Origin of the sequence: Pseudomonas koreensis, assembly GCF_024169245.1 — a bacterium.
Classification (GTDB): domain Bacteria; phylum Pseudomonadota; class Gammaproteobacteria; order Pseudomonadales; family Pseudomonadaceae; genus Aquipseudomonas; species Aquipseudomonas koreensis_F.
Genome location: NZ_JALJWP010000001.1, coordinates 3984081 through 3999966, shown reverse-complemented (window position 1 = coordinate 3999966; position 15886 = coordinate 3984081). Strand labels below are relative to the sequence as shown.

At 60.6% G+C, this 15886-nt stretch carries 15 protein-coding genes; 11 read left to right on the top strand and 4 right to left on the bottom strand.

Annotation, left to right across the window (positions count from 1 at the left end; translation table 11 throughout):
- The first annotated feature begins 216 nt into the window (after positions 1 to 216).
- The 4 genes from J2Y90_RS17800 to J2Y90_RS17785 all read left to right on the top strand — a co-directional run bounded on the left by J2Y90_RS17800 (position 217) and on the right by J2Y90_RS17785 (position 5308).
- A complete protein-coding gene (locus J2Y90_RS17800) occupies positions 217 to 1944 on the top strand; it encodes a hydrogenase maturation protein (protein ID WP_253501212.1) in 1728 nt (575 codons plus the stop codon).
- Between the two features lie 169 nt (positions 1945 to 2113).
- The gene (locus J2Y90_RS17795; RefSeq protein WP_253501210.1) at positions 2114 to 2977 is read left to right on the top strand and encodes a LysR family transcriptional regulator; all 864 of its coding nucleotides are present in this window, start codon (positions 2114 to 2116) and stop codon (positions 2975 to 2977) included.
- A 112-nt stretch (positions 2978 to 3089) separates the two neighbouring features.
- Positions 3090 to 4235 carry a sterol desaturase/SRPBCC family protein gene (locus J2Y90_RS17790; protein WP_253501209.1) on the top strand — a complete coding sequence of 382 codons (1146 nt, stop codon included), beginning with the start codon at positions 3090 to 3092 and terminating at the stop codon, positions 4233 to 4235.
- The gene (locus J2Y90_RS17785; protein ID WP_253501206.1) at positions 4232 to 5308 is read left to right on the top strand and encodes an SMP-30/gluconolactonase/LRE family protein; all 1077 of its coding nucleotides are present in this window, start codon (positions 4232 to 4234) and stop codon (positions 5306 to 5308) included. The genes J2Y90_RS17790 and J2Y90_RS17785 overlap by 4 nt, the downstream gene beginning before the upstream one ends.
- Positions 5309 to 5417: 109 nt before the next feature.
- Here the strand turns inward: J2Y90_RS17785 and J2Y90_RS17780 are convergent, their stop codons facing one another.
- Positions 5418 to 5582, bottom strand: a complete 165-nt coding sequence (locus J2Y90_RS17780) for a hypothetical protein (protein ID WP_253501204.1) — start codon at positions 5580 to 5582, stop codon at positions 5418 to 5420.
- Positions 5583 to 5681: 99 nt separating this feature from the next.
- On the bottom strand, positions 5682 to 5936 hold the full coding sequence (locus J2Y90_RS17775; protein WP_041478686.1) for a DUF465 domain-containing protein: 255 nt from the start codon (positions 5934 to 5936) through the stop codon (positions 5682 to 5684).
- A gap of 204 nt (positions 5937 to 6140) precedes the next feature.
- Between J2Y90_RS17775 and J2Y90_RS17770 the strand changes: the two genes are divergently transcribed.
- On the top strand, positions 6141 to 6662 hold the full coding sequence (locus tag J2Y90_RS17770) for a DUF4142 domain-containing protein (protein ID WP_253501202.1): 522 nt from the start codon (positions 6141 to 6143) through the stop codon (positions 6660 to 6662).
- A 58-nt stretch (positions 6663 to 6720) separates the two neighbouring features.
- On the opposite strand, the gene J2Y90_RS17765 is transcribed toward J2Y90_RS17770, so the two are convergent.
- Positions 6721 to 6984 (bottom strand): hypothetical protein, encoded by a 264-nt coding sequence (locus J2Y90_RS17765; RefSeq protein WP_253505221.1) that lies wholly within the window; start codon positions 6982 to 6984, stop codon positions 6721 to 6723.
- A gap of 259 nt (positions 6985 to 7243) precedes the next feature.
- Between J2Y90_RS17765 and J2Y90_RS17760 the strand changes: the two genes are divergently transcribed.
- The 6 genes from J2Y90_RS17760 to J2Y90_RS17735 are packed head-to-tail and all read left to right on the top strand — an operon-like array spanning position 7244 to position 12674.
- Entirely contained in the window at positions 7244 to 8095 is an 852-nt protein-coding gene (locus tag J2Y90_RS17760) for an STAS domain-containing protein (protein ID WP_253501200.1), read from the top strand.
- A gap of 4 nt (positions 8096 to 8099) precedes the next feature.
- A complete protein-coding gene (locus tag J2Y90_RS17755; RefSeq protein WP_090283199.1) occupies positions 8100 to 8462 on the top strand; it encodes an STAS domain-containing protein in 363 nt (120 codons plus the stop codon).
- Positions 8459 to 8863: an anti-sigma regulatory factor gene (locus J2Y90_RS17750; protein WP_016774465.1), complete on the top strand. Its 405-nt coding sequence runs from the start codon at positions 8459 to 8461 to the stop codon at positions 8861 to 8863. Before J2Y90_RS17755 ends, J2Y90_RS17750 begins: the two co-directional genes overlap by 4 nt.
- On the top strand, positions 8860 to 9873 hold the full coding sequence (locus tag J2Y90_RS17745; protein WP_253505218.1) for an ATP-binding protein: 1014 nt from the start codon (positions 8860 to 8862) through the stop codon (positions 9871 to 9873). Before J2Y90_RS17750 ends, J2Y90_RS17745 begins: the two co-directional genes overlap by 4 nt.
- Positions 9866 to 10741: a sensor histidine kinase gene (locus J2Y90_RS17740; protein ID WP_253501198.1), complete on the top strand. Its 876-nt coding sequence runs from the start codon at positions 9866 to 9868 to the stop codon at positions 10739 to 10741. The genes J2Y90_RS17745 and J2Y90_RS17740 overlap by 8 nt, the downstream gene beginning before the upstream one ends.
- Positions 10731 to 12674 (top strand): response regulator, encoded by a 1944-nt coding sequence (locus J2Y90_RS17735; protein ID WP_253501196.1) that lies wholly within the window; start codon positions 10731 to 10733, stop codon positions 12672 to 12674. The genes J2Y90_RS17740 and J2Y90_RS17735 overlap by 11 nt, the downstream gene beginning before the upstream one ends.
- Positions 12675 to 13239: 565 nt before the next feature.
- Here the strand turns inward: J2Y90_RS17735 and J2Y90_RS17730 are convergent.
- Complete coding sequence (locus J2Y90_RS17730; RefSeq protein WP_253501194.1) at positions 13240 to 15873, bottom strand: excinuclease ABC subunit UvrA; 2634 nt, start codon at positions 15871 to 15873, stop codon at positions 13240 to 13242.
- Positions 15874 to 15886 lie beyond the last annotated feature (13 nt).

Here is a 15886-nt window from a genome sequence, read left to right as displayed (position 1 = left end):
AAAAGTCGTCAGAAATATCCACGCAACTGATCGAACCACGCCTGTTTCCGTAGGACTTAAACGGAATTTCAGCGCCTGAATTGACGCCTTGCCTGACACAACCTTGACCTCGGTCAGCTGTATACGTGCAAGCACTGCGTACTCTCCCCGCTCCATCGACAGCCAAGGAAGGCTCACCGGGAGCCTGCGGCCGATCTCACTCAAGGAAGAATCCCCATGCAATCGCTCAAGATCATTCTGCTGGCGTCAGCGTTCAACGGCCTGACGCAACGGGCCTCACTGGAACTGCGTCAGGCCGGGCACTCGCCCAGCGTGGTGCTGTTTACTGACGCAGCTGCGGTATGTGAACAGATCGAGCACAGCGGCGCCGATCTGGTGATCTGCCCGTTTCTCAAGGACCGAGTGCCACAGGGGCTGTGGAGCGATTCCCGGCGTCCGGTGGTGATCATTCATCCCGGCATCGTTGGCGACCGCGGCGCGAGTGCGCTGGACTGGGCGATCACTAACGAACTCACGGCCTGGGGTGTCACCGCACTGCAAGCGGTCGAAGAAATGGACGCCGGCCCAGTGTGGGCCACCTGCGAATTCAATCTGCCCGCGGGCTTGCGCAAATCCGAGCTGTATAACGGCCGGGTCAGCGATGCGGCGATGGTGTGTATCCGTGAAGTGGTGGAAAAATTCGTCGAAGGGTTCAAGCCGGTCGAGCTGGACTATGCCGCTCCCAGCGTGCGCGGCCGTCTGCAACCAAACATGAAGCAGGCTGATCGCAGCTTCAGCTGGCACGATTGCGCGCGCTTCATCAAGCGCTGCATCGACGCGGCGGACGGCCAGCCGGGCGTGCTGGCGAGCCTGGCTGGCGGTCAGTATTACCTGTATGACGCGCACCTCGATTCGCGCAGCGGCAGGCCCGGCGAGATTCTCGCGGTGCACGACGACGCCGTGCTTGTTGCAACGGGTGATCAAAGCCTGTGGATCGGTTCGTTGCGGCGCAAACCTCACGCCTGCGAAGAAACCTTCAAACAACCGGCACGGCACGTGTTGGCCCGGCACTTGGCCGACGTGCCGGTACTGGACTGGTCGATTGCTACACAGCCGTTCAGCGACGAAGCCTACCAACCGATTCGTTACCGCGAATCGGGGCATGTCGGAGAACTGACGTTCGAGTTCTATAACGGCGCGATGAGCACCGAGCAATGCCAGCGCCTGGTCGAGGCACTGCGCTGGGCCAAGGCCAGGGATACGCAAGTGCTGTCGATCAGAGGCGGCCGGGGCAGTTTTTCCAACGGCGTGCACCTGAATGTGATTCAGGCTGCGCAAGATCCGGGGGCTGAAGCCTGGGCCAATATTCAGGCGATTGACGATGTTTGCGCCGAACTGCTCAGCGCCCGGCAATTGGTGGTCAGTGGCGTAACCGGCAACGCCGGCGCGGGCGGTGTAATGCTGGCGCTGGCGGCGGATATTGTTTTTGCCCGTGCCGATATCGTGCTCAATCCGCACTACAAGAGCATGGGCTTATACGGTTCCGAATACTGGACCTACAGCTTGCCGCGCGCCGTCGGCCCGGCGATGGCCGAGCAACTGACTCAAGCCTGCTTGCCGGTGAGCGCGATTGAGGCCTGGCAGCTGGGCATGATTCAGGAGATTGGGCCGCGTTGCCCGGATGAGTTTTCCCTGTGGCTCTTGCAGCGAGCCAATAGCGTCTTGAGCGATCCGACCTATGCGGCAGTGCGTGAACGCAAGTCGCGGATCGATCAGGCGTTGATCCGTAGATGCCGGAAGGCTGAGCTGGAGCAAATGCAGGAGGACATGCTGCATGACCGCAATCGGTTTGCCGAAAAATGCAGCCATTTCGTTTACAAGCGCAGGGTGTGTGGTACGCCGACGCGCCTTGTAAAGGATTGGGCGCGAGTGGGCTTGCTTGAGCGCACCGAGTTTGCCAGTTGATCTTATGGCGTCGGCTTTCCCCTCACCCTGGCCCTCTCCCCAAGGAGAGGGAACTGACCGTGGTGTCTGACGCCATGCATCGAATAGGGAAATCCAGTCGATCCTGGAGAGGGCGTGATGGGCTTTTGACTTACAATGCGCCCCACCTCCAAATACCGGCCCTGCCCCCATGGACATCGACCTCGCCCGCACCTTCCTCGAAATCGTCCGTCACGGCAGCCTTGCCGCCGCCGCGCAAAAGCTGTTCGTCACGCAGACGGCAATCACCGCGCGGGTGCAGAAACTCGAGAGCCAGTTGGGCAGCACGCTGTTTGTGCGCAATCGCGCCGGGGCGAAACTGACGGCCAATGGCGAAGCGTTCGTGATCTACGCCAATCAACTGGTGCAGACCTGGGAAGCCGCGCGCCGCGACTTGCCGCTGCCCGAGGGTTATCACAACGTTCTGCACATCGGTGGCGAAGTCAGTCTGTGCAATCCCTTGATGCTCAGTTGGGCGGCGCAACTGCGTGAGAAAATTCCCGGACACGCACTGCGCATGGAGATTCGCGATGGCGAAAATCTGCTGCGCCAGCTCGAACTCGGAGTGCTCGATGCGGCGCTGGTTTATCAACCTGAATACTGGCCGGGATTGCAGGTCGAGCAGGTGCTGGAGGAAAAACTGATTCTGGTGCGCGCTCCTGAGCGTCCCGACCCTTACGTCTACATCGATTGGGGCCCGGACTTCCGTCGCCAGCACGACGCCGCCCTGCCGGAAAAAGCCAAAGCCGCGCTGAGCTTCAACCTGGGCCCGCTGGCCCTGCAATACATTCTCGAAAACGGCGGCAGCGGCTATTTCCGCACCCGCGTCGTGCGTACGTATCTGGAAACCGGCGCGCTGGAAGCCGTCACCAAAGCCCCGGAATTCGGCTATCCGACCTATCTGGTGTATTCGCGTGATCGCGACTCGACAGTGCTGCAACAGGCCTTCGATCTGTTGCGCGAAGTGATCCGCACCGATGACGACTGGTCGCAACGCTGGAACCCGTTGAGCTGATACCACTGCTTCAGTCCAGAGCATGGCGCTTGTGGCCTCAAGGTTCGCCCTGCACAAGTCAGCGGATCGGCTAATCTGCCGGGTATAACAACAATACCCGCAGGTAAAAGCGTTGAGGCAAACCACCGAAGCATTTCGCAGCCGCTACCGCGCGGCCATTCATCCTTTGTACAACCCGTGGCTGCATGGCGCGTTTGTGTTGCTGTTCGGCATTCTTGCGGTCGCCGGATTCTGGAGCACGGTGCATGCGGTAAATAGGCTGGAATGGTTGACAGTGCCGCTCACTCTGCTGCTGTTCAACTTCGCCGTGTACATGGTTCATCGCCATCTGGGGCATCACAAAAAATCTTTCGCGAAGATGTTCTACGCCCGGCATGCGGGCGATCATCACAGCTTTTTCACCCCCGGCCACATGACCTATGACAGCGCCCGGGACTGGCGGGTGATTCTGTTTCCAGCCTGGCTGATCGTCATTCATACGCTGCTGATCACCCTGCCCCTGTGGTGGCTGCTCGCGCAGGTCAACGGCAATGTCGCCGGACTGTTTGCCGGGTGCATGGTGCTCGGTTATCTGCTCTACGAAGTGTTCCATGCCTGCGAACATCTGCCGCCGCAAAATCCGTTGACCCGTTTGCCATGGATTCGCCAGATGCGCCGTCTGCATGAATTGCATCATCGCCGCGAGCGCATGCAGGAACGCAACTTCAACATCGTACTGCCCTTGATGGACTACCTGTTCGGTACGCTGTATTGCGAGCCGGAATCCGCCCCTTTGAGTTATTCGAGAATGCCCATGACGCGCATGCAGCACGAGATCGATATCGCCGGCGAACCTGTCGCCGTGCTGGCCTATGCCGCCAGCGTGACTCACTGGCCGGACTGGCATCCCTCCTCATTGAAGATTGACGGTCCGCAAGGTCCACTGCATGCCGGTGCGCACTTCGAAGAGGACATTCATGCCGGCGGACGTGCCGGGCATTTGCGCTGGGAAGTGATGGAATATCTGCCGGGACGGCGCTGGTGCGCAGGCGCGCAAAGTGGTCAGGGCTTGTCGCTGCGACTGACTTACGAATGCTCGGCGGAGGCTGGCGGTACGCGCTTCGTACGCACGCTGGAATATCGCTTTGACGGCTTGCTCATGCGCCTCGCCAATCGCCTGTTGCTCAAGCGGCGCATCGAACGCGAGTCTGCGGCGTCCATGCTCGCCCTGCGCGCCACGGCCGCGCAGTTCATCGGCGCGGCGAGGGCCAGCGCGTGAGATTACGTCATCTGCCGGGCCTGCTGATCGTCCTCGTCATCGCCTTCCTGCTTTTGCTGCCAACCAAAGTCGAACCGCTGGCCTGGACACCGCCACCGGCACCCTCGCTTAAAGAAGGTATCTACGCGGACAACAAGCGCCTCAAAGGTGTGGCGAAGGTCGGGCCGAGCGACATCGAAGGCCCCGAAGCCTTGTTGCTGGAGGACGACTTCCTCATCACCGGATTACATGACGGCAGGCTGATTCGCAGCAGCCTCGACGGCACGCAGCGCAAGGTGCTGGCCGACACCGGTGGCCGCCCCTTGGGCCTGGCCCGTCATCCGAACGGCATGCTGGTGATTGCCGATGCGGTCAAGGGTTTGCTGTCGCTGGATGCACAGGGACAAATGATCCCCTTGACCACCGAGGCCAACGGTGTGCCATTTGGATTCACTGATGATGTGGCGGTCGACAAGTCAGGCCACTACGCCTACTTCAGCGATGCCTCCAGTCGCTGGGGCTACGGCCAGGACGGCGAGGCAATCATCGAACACGGCGCCGACGGGCGTTTGCTGCGCTACGACTTCCAGACGGGCAAGACCAGCGTGCTGCTCGACAAGCTGCAATTTGCCAACGGCGTCACTCTTGGCCCGGACGAGGCCTATGTGCTGGTCAACGAGACCGGCGCTTATCGCATCAGCCGCTACTGGCTTAGCGGGCCGAAGGCCGGCACCAATGATGTGTTCATCGACAACTTGCCGGGGCTGCCGGACAACCTCTCGTTCAATGGCAGCAACCGTTTCTGGGTAGCGCTGTATGCGCCGCGCAATGCCTTGCTCGACGGCACGGCTGAACATCCGTTTTTGCGCAAGATGATCGTCCGGGCGTTAACGGTCTTGCCCAAGCCTGTGGAGAAGCGTGGGTTTGTCCTCGGTCTGGATCTGGACGGCAAGGTGATCGCCAATCTGCAGGATGCGAGCGATGGCAATTACTCGCCGATCACTACCGTGCGCGAGTACGGGCAGTGGTTGTATTTCGGTTCGTTGAAGGCCAGGCATATGGGCAGGATGGGGTTGGATTCGGCGCTGAAATAAGCCTTCCGGATTTGCGGGGAATGGACTGACGCCTTCGCGAGCAGGCTCGCTCCTACAGGGGGGACGCGTTTCAAATTGTAGGAGTGAGCCTGCTCGCGATAGCGGTCTGTCAGTTGCTGGATCTATCGAACTTGTCCGGATCTTCGTCTTCCGGAAGCTCCTCGACCGGTTCTTCAGGATGCGCAGTGGTATGCGCCGGGCTGTTCGGTTCAGGACCGGTGGGAATCGGGTCGAAGCCGCCCTGCTCTTCACTGGGGAATCTGGGGTCGTTCATGTGGCACCTCGCAACGAGTCGATGGTTTGCAGACTCTGCACATTGGAGGTGCCGTTGGCCGTCGCCGTTCCCTTCATAGGGCGACCACGGGTCGGAGGATTACTGTCCCGTCAGCGGCTGCCCTGCCAGTTGGGCGACGATCTGTTCCTTGACGATCACACGCTTCTCTTTGAGCTTTTTCAGCTCGTCGTCAGTGGGGGCGTCTGACTGGGCGTTCTCGGCCTCGACTACCGCTTTATCGACATCGAAATACTTGTTGAGCAGCGAATCCAGCTTCGGATCCTCGGAGCGTTTTTGCTCGATCTCTTCCTTCTTGCAGCCCAGGTCCTGATACAGATCGTGTGAAACCGGCATGAAACACCTCCATCAGTTTGATCGACAACCAGCGCGACCGATGCGCTGACTCATTATCAGCATGGCCTTGCGCAATGGCATCTGTCGACTCCCTGTCAGACCAGCGGTTGCCGTTCGTCGCCCTGTCGTAAATGCGATAAAACCTTTGGCGCCTGCGCTCGCTCCATTGCATAACGCTCACAAAAACCTGCGTGGAGATACCCAATGGACGGATTCAACCTGCGTCATCTCGCTCTGGCTGTTGCACTGTCTGCCGGCATGGGCAGCGCCTTTGCCGCGACTGACAATGATTTTGTCGATAACGCCGCTGCTGGTGGCATCGCAGAAATCGAAACCAGTCGCACGGCTCTGGAAAAAAGCCAGTCCGCCGACATCAAAGCCTTTGCCAACCAGATGATCACCGATCACAGCAAGGCCAACGACGAGCTGGCGGCGATTGCCAAAGCCAACGACATCGAAGTCCCGGACACCACCACTCTGGTCAAGCAGGCCAAGGAAAAGATTCTCGAGATGCGCGATGAATCTTTCGATGCGGCCTACGCCAACAATCAGGTCAAGGCGCACGAAGAAACCATCGAGCTGTTCAAGAAACAGGCGAACACCGTGACCGACGACAAAACCAAAGGCGCTACTGAACTGAAAGCCTTCGCGCAGAAAATGTTGCCAGCGCTGGAAAAACATCTGGCCCACGCCAAAGAGCTGCAAGCCAAACACCCGAGCAAATAAACGCCCAGGCAATAAAAAAGGCCGCATCCATCGATGCGGCCTTTTTGCGTTAGAGCGATCAACCGCCATCGGTGTCGATATCGGCGTCGGTGCTTTCGCCCGGTGCGGGACGGTCCGGGTCAGGCTTGAAGCCGGGGCTGAAGTCGTTGCTGTTGTCATTGTGATGCTGCTTCTGATCGACCTCGGCAGCAGCGCTGTCCGCCTGTCCTGTTTCGGCCGGTGCAGGCCTGGTTTGCCCCGGTGTTTGCGGGTCGATCGCGGGATCGTTGCGGTTAATCGACTCAGAGGACTGATTTTGCTGTTGCGGCGCTTGCTCGTTCATATCCACCTCACTCATAGTCCTGCCTCTTTTTTCCAGCACGACTGGAAAATGTCGGGCATGCAGATTCGAAGCCTGACGCCGTTGATTCGTTCAAAAGATCGTTGCCTGCCGCCACGCCGACTAGAGTTACCGGGGCGTTCGACGCGCAGGCAGAAAAATACACCGCTGGATGAACAACTATTTCAAGCGGCAAATGTCAGTCAATTCGCGCCGGTCATTTCGCCGAGCCGGCCCCCTTATGTAACGGAGCGATACGCACATGGCAGCACTGCAGAACAGCACAGTCGAAGCAATCAAGAACAACCAGACGCAGCTGTTGAGCGAATGGACCAAACGCCTCGAAGCCAGCGGCGCCACGCGCAATCTCAAAGAACACGACCTTGCTCAGCAGACCCGTGATCTGCTGACCCTGCTGCTGGCTGGCCTGGAAAACGGCAACGGCAGCAAGATCACCGCCACAGGCTGGGAAGAAATTCGCCAATTCCTTGAAAAACTCTCCCAGAGCCGTGCCCTGCTCGGCCAGGATTCGCAGCAAACCGCCAATTTCATTTTCGCGCTCAAAGGCCCGATCTTCGCGGTGCTGCAGAATCATTATCAAGACCAACCGGCGTTGCTTGCGGAACAACTGCTGGAAATGTCCGAACTGCTCGACACTGTCGGCATGCACACCATCGGCACCTTCCAGAAATCCCGCGAAGCAGTGATCAAGCGTCAGCAGGAAGAACTGCTGGAGCTGTCGACCCCGGTGGTCAAGCTGTGGGACGGCGTCCTCGCCTTGCCCATGATCGGCACCCTCGATTCGCAGCGCACCCAAGTGGTCATGGAATCGCTGCTGCAGCGTATCGTCGACACCGGTTCGGAAATCGCCATTATCGACATCACTGGCGTGCCGACCGTCGACACGCTGGTCGCCCAGCACCTGCTGAAAACCGTGACCGCGATTCGCCTGATGGGCGCCGATTGCATCATCAGCGGCGTGCGTCCGCAAATTGCCCAGACCATCGTCCACCTCGGTCTGGATCTGCAAGGCGTGGTGACCAAGGCCAACCTGGCCGACGCCTTGAAACTGGCCCTGACACGCCTGGGCATCAGCCTCGGCAAAGCGGTCTGAGCCGATGGAACGTATTCCGATTCTTCAAATGGGCGATTTGCTGCTGGTGACCATTCAGGTCGACATGCATGACCAGCTCGCCCTGACCCTGCAGGACGATCTGTCCGAGCGCATCAGCCGCACCTCCGCGCGGGGTGTTCTGATCGACATCTCCGCGCTGGACATGGTCGATTCGTTTATCGGACGCATGATCGGCACGATTTCCGGGCTATCGAAAATCATGGACGCGGAAACCGTGCTGGTCGGCATGCAACCGGCGGTGGCGATCACGCTGGTTGAATTGGGCATGACCTTGCCCGGCGTCAGCACCGCACTGAACGTCGAACGCGGGATGAAACTGCTGCAGGATCGAGTACGCCTGCAATGACCGTGCGCAGCAGCGGTACTCAACCCATTCTCATTGAACAGGACGTGGTACTGGCCCGCCAGACCACGCGCAAGCTCGCCACCGAATGCGGCATGCGCCTGATCGACCTGACCAAACTGGTGACCGCCGTCAGCGAGCTGGCGCGCAACACCATGGTCTATGGCGGCGGTGGCGACATGGACTGGCAGATCCTCGAGGAGAACGGCCGTGTCGGTTTGCGTATCACTTTCCGCGACGAAGGCCCGGGTATCCCCGACATCAAACTGGCGATGACCGACGGCTGGACCTCCGGCAGCGGTCTTGGCCTGGGCCTCACCGGCGCGAAACGTCTGGTCAATGAATTCGAACTCGACACTGAGCCCGGTAAAGGCACGCGCATTACGATCACACGATGGACATGAATATCACCGGGTCGTTGACCCAAGTCTTGCCGATCGAAGACAGCAGTCAGATCGGTCACGCCCGGCGCACTGCGCAAAAACTCGCCGAGCAGCATGGCTTCGACGAAAACGATGCCGGGCGCGTGGCGCTGGTCGCGACGGAACTGGCCAGCAACGTGATCAAGCATGCCCAGCGCGGTGAATTTCACCTGCGTGTGCTGCCAAGACCGGGTAACACGTTCGGCATCGAGATGCAGACCGTGGATCGCGCGCAGGGCTTCGATCTGGATGCGTGTCTGGCGGATGGCTTTTCCACCGGCGGTACGCAGGGCATCGGGCTCGGCGCGGTGTCGCGTCAGACTGATGCGTTTGATGTTTACGCCGACCACCGTGGCGCCGTGCTGCTGGCGCGGATTTTTCCACGCGGCGATCGGCAGGCCGATATCCATTTTGGGGTCAGCCAGCATTCGTTGCACGCCGATCCGGCCTGTGGCGATGTCTGGCATTTGTCGTATGAAGGGTCGCGGATCAGCGCGCTGATCGTTGATGGCCTCGGTCATGGCGAAGATGCCGAGCGCGCCGGCCTGGCCGGTGCGCAGGCATTTGCCCGGGCACCGTTTGCCGATCCTGTGGTATTGATGGAAGACCTGCATCAGCAAATGCTCGGCACTCGCGGCGGCGCCGTGGCTTTTGCCCAGTTTGACAGCCAGCGCGACTGCCTGACGTTCGCCGGTGTCGGTAATATCGGTGCCAGTCTGCTCGAGCCCGGCAAATCGCGCGGCCTGGCTTCGCATCCCGGTATCGTCGGCGGTCAGTACCGTAAAGCCAAACCCTTTGACTATGCTCACGTGAACGGACATTTATTGATCATGTACAGCGACGGCTTACAGTCCCGTTGGAACCTTAAAGACTACCCCGGTCTGGTGCATCGCCACCCCGCCGTGATAGCCAGCGTCCTGCACCGTGACTTCTGTCGCGGGCGCGATGACGTGACGGTACTGGTTGTTGCCCTGGAGGCCATCCATGGCTGAACCGACCACCTTGAGCCATGCCGAACAGGCCGCACTCATCGCCCAGTTGCAGCGCGAAACCATTGCCCTGCGCGAAGAACTCGATGAAACCAACCAGGGCGTGCTGGCGCTGTACGCCGAGCTCGACAACCAGGCCGAAGAACTGCGACAGGCGTCGGATCTGAAAAGCCGCTTCCTGTCGTACATGAGCCATGAATTCCGTACGCCGCTGGGTTCGATTCTGAGCATCAACAGTTTGCTCGCCGACGAACTCGACGGCCCGCTCAGTCTGGAACAACACAAGCAGGTGGCGTTCGTCAGCACTGCGGCTCGCGAGCTCAGCGACATGGTCGATGACCTGCTCGATCTGGCGAAGATCGAAGCCGGGCGCATCAGCATTTCACCGGCCTGGTTCGACATGTTCGATCTGTTCTCGGCCCTGCGCGGGATGTTCCGCCCGATCGTCGATGCTTCGGCAGTCGACCTGATCTTCGAAGAACCGCGTGGTCTGCCCCGCCTGTACACCGACGACAAGAAACTCGGGCAGATCCTGCGCAACTTCATTTCCAACTCGCTGAAGTTCACCACCCGGGGTGAAGTGCGGGTGTCGGCGCACATGGCCGGCGAAAACAAGGTCCGCTTTGCCGTCAGCGACACCGGCATCGGCATTGCGCCAGAACTGCATGACACACTGTTCGAAGACTTCTCCCAGGTTGATTCGCCACTGCAGAAACGCCTGCGTGGCACTGGTCTGGGTCTGTCGCTGTGCAAGCGTTTCGCCGCGTTGCTGGGCGGTGAAGTCGGGGTTGAGAGTACGCCAGGCGTCGGCTCGACGTTCTTTGTCATCATCCCGCTGGCAATCGCTCTGGAGAACGTCGATGAATCGTGACATCCGCCTGTTGATTGTCGATGACAACGTCGCCACCCGTTACGCCTTGCGCCGGCGCCTGGAGCGCCATGGGTACACGGTGCTCGAAGCCGGCACCGGCAGCGAGGGCCTGGCCCTGATCGAGAGCGAAGCACTCGATGCGTTGATCCTCGACGTCAACCTGCCGGACATGAGCGGTTTCGATATCGTCCGCCTGCTGCGCGCCGATCCGCGCACCGCACTGCTGCCGGTGATCCATGTCTCGGCAGCGTCGATTCAGACCGGCGACATCATTACCGGCCTCAACGCTGGCGCCGATGCCTATCTGATTCATCCGGTCGACCCCGACGTATTGCTGGCAACGTTGCGCACCTTGCTGCGAGTGCGCGACACGGAAAATGCCCTGCGCGAAAGCGAGGCGCGGTTTCGCGAGATATTCGCCAACGTTTCGGCGCCGATCGCGGTGCTCGATGCGAGTCTCAAAGTGCATGAATGCAACCACGCCTTCGCCCAGTTGATTGTCGATAACCGCGACCCGCAGGCCCTGCGTGAATGCTTCGCCGAAGATCAATGCTCGGTCCTCGACGAACTGCGTCTGCGTCTGGTGGACGGCGAACGCTGGAAAGGCACGCTGAACATGAGCGTGCAGGGTGAAGTTCGTGAGACGCAATGGCAGATTTCGCCGTACCGCACGCCAGAGCTGAGCCTGGTGTTCGTCGAAGATGTCACCGAACACCGCCACCGCGAGCGCTCGCATCTGGCCCGGCTGGATGACACCACTACGCAACTGGCCAAGGAAGTTGCCGAACGCGTGCACGCCGAAGCGCAATTGCTGCAAGTACAGAAAATGGATGCACTGGGCAAGCTCACCGGCGGTATTGCCCACGACTTCAACAATCTCCTGACCGGGATCATCACCAGTCTGGAACTGATCCAGAAACGTGTGGCCGATGAGCGTCTGGACAAGGTGCAGTTCTACACCGAAGCGGCGCTGAACTCAGCGATGAGCGCGGCCTCGCTGACCCATCGTCTGCTCGCATTCGCCCGTCAGCAGCCGCTTGATACGCGGCCGGTGGACATCAACGAGCATGTCCGCTCGCTGGAAGAATTGCTGGTGCGCACCATCGGTGAGCGCATCACCCTCAAGCTGGAACTGACCAACAAACCGGCGATTGCGCTGGTGGATCCGGTGCAGCTGGAAAGCGCGGTGCTCAACCTGGTGATCAACGCCCGCGATGCCCTGCCCTCCGGCGGCAATATCTGGGTCAACACCTACGCTGCCTATTCCCATGGCGACCCGAATCTGGCCGATGGCGCTTACGTGGCGCTGTCGGTACGCGACGACGGCACCGGCATTGAACACAACGTGATCGACAAGGTGTTTGAACCGTTTTTCACCACCAAACCGTTGGGCCAGGGCACCGGGCTCGGTTTGTCGACAATCTACGGCTTCGCCCGTCAGTCGGGCGGTGACGCACACATCCGCAGCGTTGCCCGGCGCGGCACTGAAGTGACCATCATGCTGCCCGGCACCAACGACCCGACCGGCGCCGACGCGCCTGTGCCCGTGCCTGACGCCAAAGGCAGTGGCGAGCATGTGCTGATCGTCGAAGACATGGCCACGGTGCGCTTGTTCGTCACCGAAGTGCTTGAAGATGCCGGCTATCGCTGCACACAGGCAGCGGATATCGAAACGGCACTGGAGCGTTTGCAGAACGATTCATCTATCAACCTGCTACTGACCGACGTCGGTCTGCCGCGCATGAGCGGTCGCGAACTGGCCGATGTCGCTCGCGGCTGGCACGAAGGGCTGCCGATCCTGTTCATGACCGGCTACGCCGAAACCGCGATCAACCGCCAGGTCTTCCTCGGCAGCGGCATGGAGATGCTGGTCAAACCGTTTCAGATCAGCGAACTGCTCGACAAGGTCCGCCGCACAATCGATGGCGCCTGAATTAACGCACATCCCCCTGTAGGAGCGAGCCTGCTCGCGATAGCGCCCGGTCATGACATTCCGCTATCGCGAGCAGGCTCACTCCTACAAGGGATCCGGGGTGTGACCACCTTTCTGGGTAGACTTTGCAAAACTGTGGGAGTGAGCCTGCTCGCGATAGCGTCCGGTCAGTGAACTCATCTGTTACTGACACTCCGCTATCGCGAGCAAGCTCATTCCTACAAGGGATCCGGGGTGTGACCACCTTTCTGGGTACACCTTGCAAAACTGTGGGAGTGAGCCTGCTCGCGATAGCGCCCGGTCAGTGAACTCATCTGTTACTGACATTCCGCTATCGCGAGCAGGCTCACTCCTACAAGGGATCCGGGGTGTGACCACCTTTCTTGGCTGACCCATCAACACTGTGGGAGCGAGCTCGCTCGCGAAGGCGCCCGTCCAGTCAGTTCATCTGCCGACTGACACTCTGCTTTCGCGAGCAGGCTCGCTCCCACACGGGATTTGCAGTGATTCTGCTGATTTTGTGGGAGCTGGCTTGCCAGCGATGGCGCCATCCGGGGCGACGCCGTCACCGGGTCAAAGCACGGGCCAGAAACGGCGCGGTCTTGCTCTTCTTGTTCGCTGCGACTTTCTGCGGTGTGCCGGCGGCCACAATCCTGCCGCCCTGATCACCGGCGCCGGGGCCGATGTCGATCACCCAGTCGCTCAGCGCAACCACACGCATTTCGTGCTCCACCACGATGACCGTGTGCCCCGCCGTCACCAGCGTATCGAACTGCTCCAGCAACCGATCGACATCCCTCGGATGCAATCCCGTAGTCGGTTCATCCAGCACATACAAGGTCGCGCCACGCTGACTGCGCTGCAACTCGGTCGCCAGTTTGATCCGCTGCGCCTCGCCGCCGGATAACTCCGTAGCCGGCTGCCCGAGGCGCAGATAACCCAAGCCGATATCCCGCAAGACCTCCAGCGATCGACGAATCCCCGCCTGTTCGGCAAACACTGACACCGCTTCGTCGACGGTCAATTGCAGCACCTGGGCGATGCTCAAGCCTTGCCAGAGAATCGCCAGTGTCTGGGGGTTGTACCGCGCGCCATGACAGGTCGGGCACGGCGCATACACGCTGGGCATGAACAGCAACTCAACGCTGACAAAACCCTCACCTTCACAGGTGGCGCAACGGCCCTTGGCGACGTTGAAGGAAAACTGCCCGGCGTCGTAGCCCGCTGCTTGCGCCTCGGGCGTCGCGGCGAACAGTTTGCGCACGTTGTCGAACAGCCCGGTATAGGTCGCCAGATTCGAACGCGGTGTGCGGCCGATGGGTTTCTGATCAACCTGCACCAGCCGCTTGATCGACTCCAGCCCGGCGGTGATCTGGCCAGTGCTGGGGGTTGGCGTGTCATCTTCCAGGCTCGGTTCTTCTGACTCGGCCTCGGCCACCGGACGCCCCAACTGCGCGCCAACCAGTTCCAGCAGCGCCTGACTGACCAGACTCGACTTGCCGGAGCCCGACACCCCGGTCACCGAGGTAAAACAGCCCAAGGGGAATTCGGCGCTGAGATTATTCAGGTTGTTGCGCGTGACGCCGGCCAGCTTCAACCACCCGTTCGGCTTGCGCGCGGCGCGCTCAGGGCGCTGGTTTTCGGCGAAGAGATAAGCGCGGGTCTGCGAATCTGCAATATCAGCAAGTCCCGCAGGCGGACCGCTGTACAACACCCGCCCACCCTTCTCGCCCGCTGCCGGACCGACATCGATCAGCCAGTCGGCGCGGCGCATGGTTTCGACATCATGCTCAACCACGAACAGCGTATTGCCGTCGGCCTTCAACCGCTGCAACGCCTCGAACAGCGCCTCGCCATCCGCCGGATGCAGACCGGCAGACGGCTCATCCAGTACGTAGATGACCCCGAACAGCTGCGAACCCAATTGCGTGGCCAGGCGCAAACGCTGCAACTCGCCAGACGACAAGGTCGGCGTACTGCGCTCCAGCGCCAGATAACCCAGGCCGAGATCGGTAAGCGTACTGACGCGCTCCAGCAGATCTTCAGCGATGCGTTGCGCCGCCAGACGTTTTTCCAGCGACAGGTTCGGCGTGTGGCGCACGTCCGGTGCGCTGGCATGGCCGCTGGCACCATGGGCAACCCGCTGCTGACGGGCTTCGCGGGTTTGCGCATGACTGAGGGTGTCGCCGCTCTCCTCGGCCTGTTCAAGATAACTGGTTGCCGCCACCGGCCTCAGCACTTCGGCCACTTGCAGCAATGACATTTGCGAAAGCTCGCCAATGTCATAGCCGGCAAAGGTCACCGACAACGCCTCGCGCTTGAGCCGCTTGCCCTCGCACAGCGGGCAGGGACTGCCGCGCATGAACTGCGAAACGCGCTTCTTCATCAGCGCACTTTGCGAATGAGTGAAGGTGTGCAGGATGTAGCGCCGGGCGCCGGTGAAGGTGCCTTGATAACTCGGTTCCATCTTGCGCTTGAGGGCGACGCGGGTTTCTTCCGGGGTCAATCCGGCGTACACCGGCACCGTTGGCGTTTCTTCGGTAAAGAGGATCCAGTCGCGCTGTTTTTTCGGCAGTTTCTTCCAGGGAATATCGACGTCGATGCCCATCGTCACAAGGATGTCGCGCAGGTTCTGCCCTTGCCACGCCAGCGGCCAGGACGCCACGGCACGCTGGCGGATGGTCAGGTTCGGGTCAGGCACCATCAGCGCTTCGGTCACTTCGTAGACGCGGCCTAGTCCGTGACACTCCGGGCAGGCGCCCTGCGGCGTGTTCGGTGAAAAGTCTTCGGCATACAGCATCGGCTGCCCGGGCGGATAACTGCCGGCGCGCGAGTAGAGCATGCGGATCAGGCTCGACAGCGTCGTCACGCTGCCCACCGAGGAACGCGCGCTCGGCGTGCCCCGCTGTTGTTGCAGGGCGACGGCGGGCGGCAAACCTTCGATGGAATCGACATCCGGCACGCCAACCTGATCGATCAGCCGCCGTGCATACGGCGCGACCGATTCGAAATAGCGCCGCTGGGCCTCGGCATACAGCGTGGAAAATGCCAGTGAGGATTTGCCCGAACCCGAGACGCCGGTGAACACCACCAGCGCATCGCGCGGAATGTCGACATCAACGTTCTTCAGGTTGTGTTCGCGGGCGCCGCGCACGCGAACCATGCCGGCGGGTGCTTTGGAATTGCGCTTGGAAGTCATCGGCTTGCCTTTA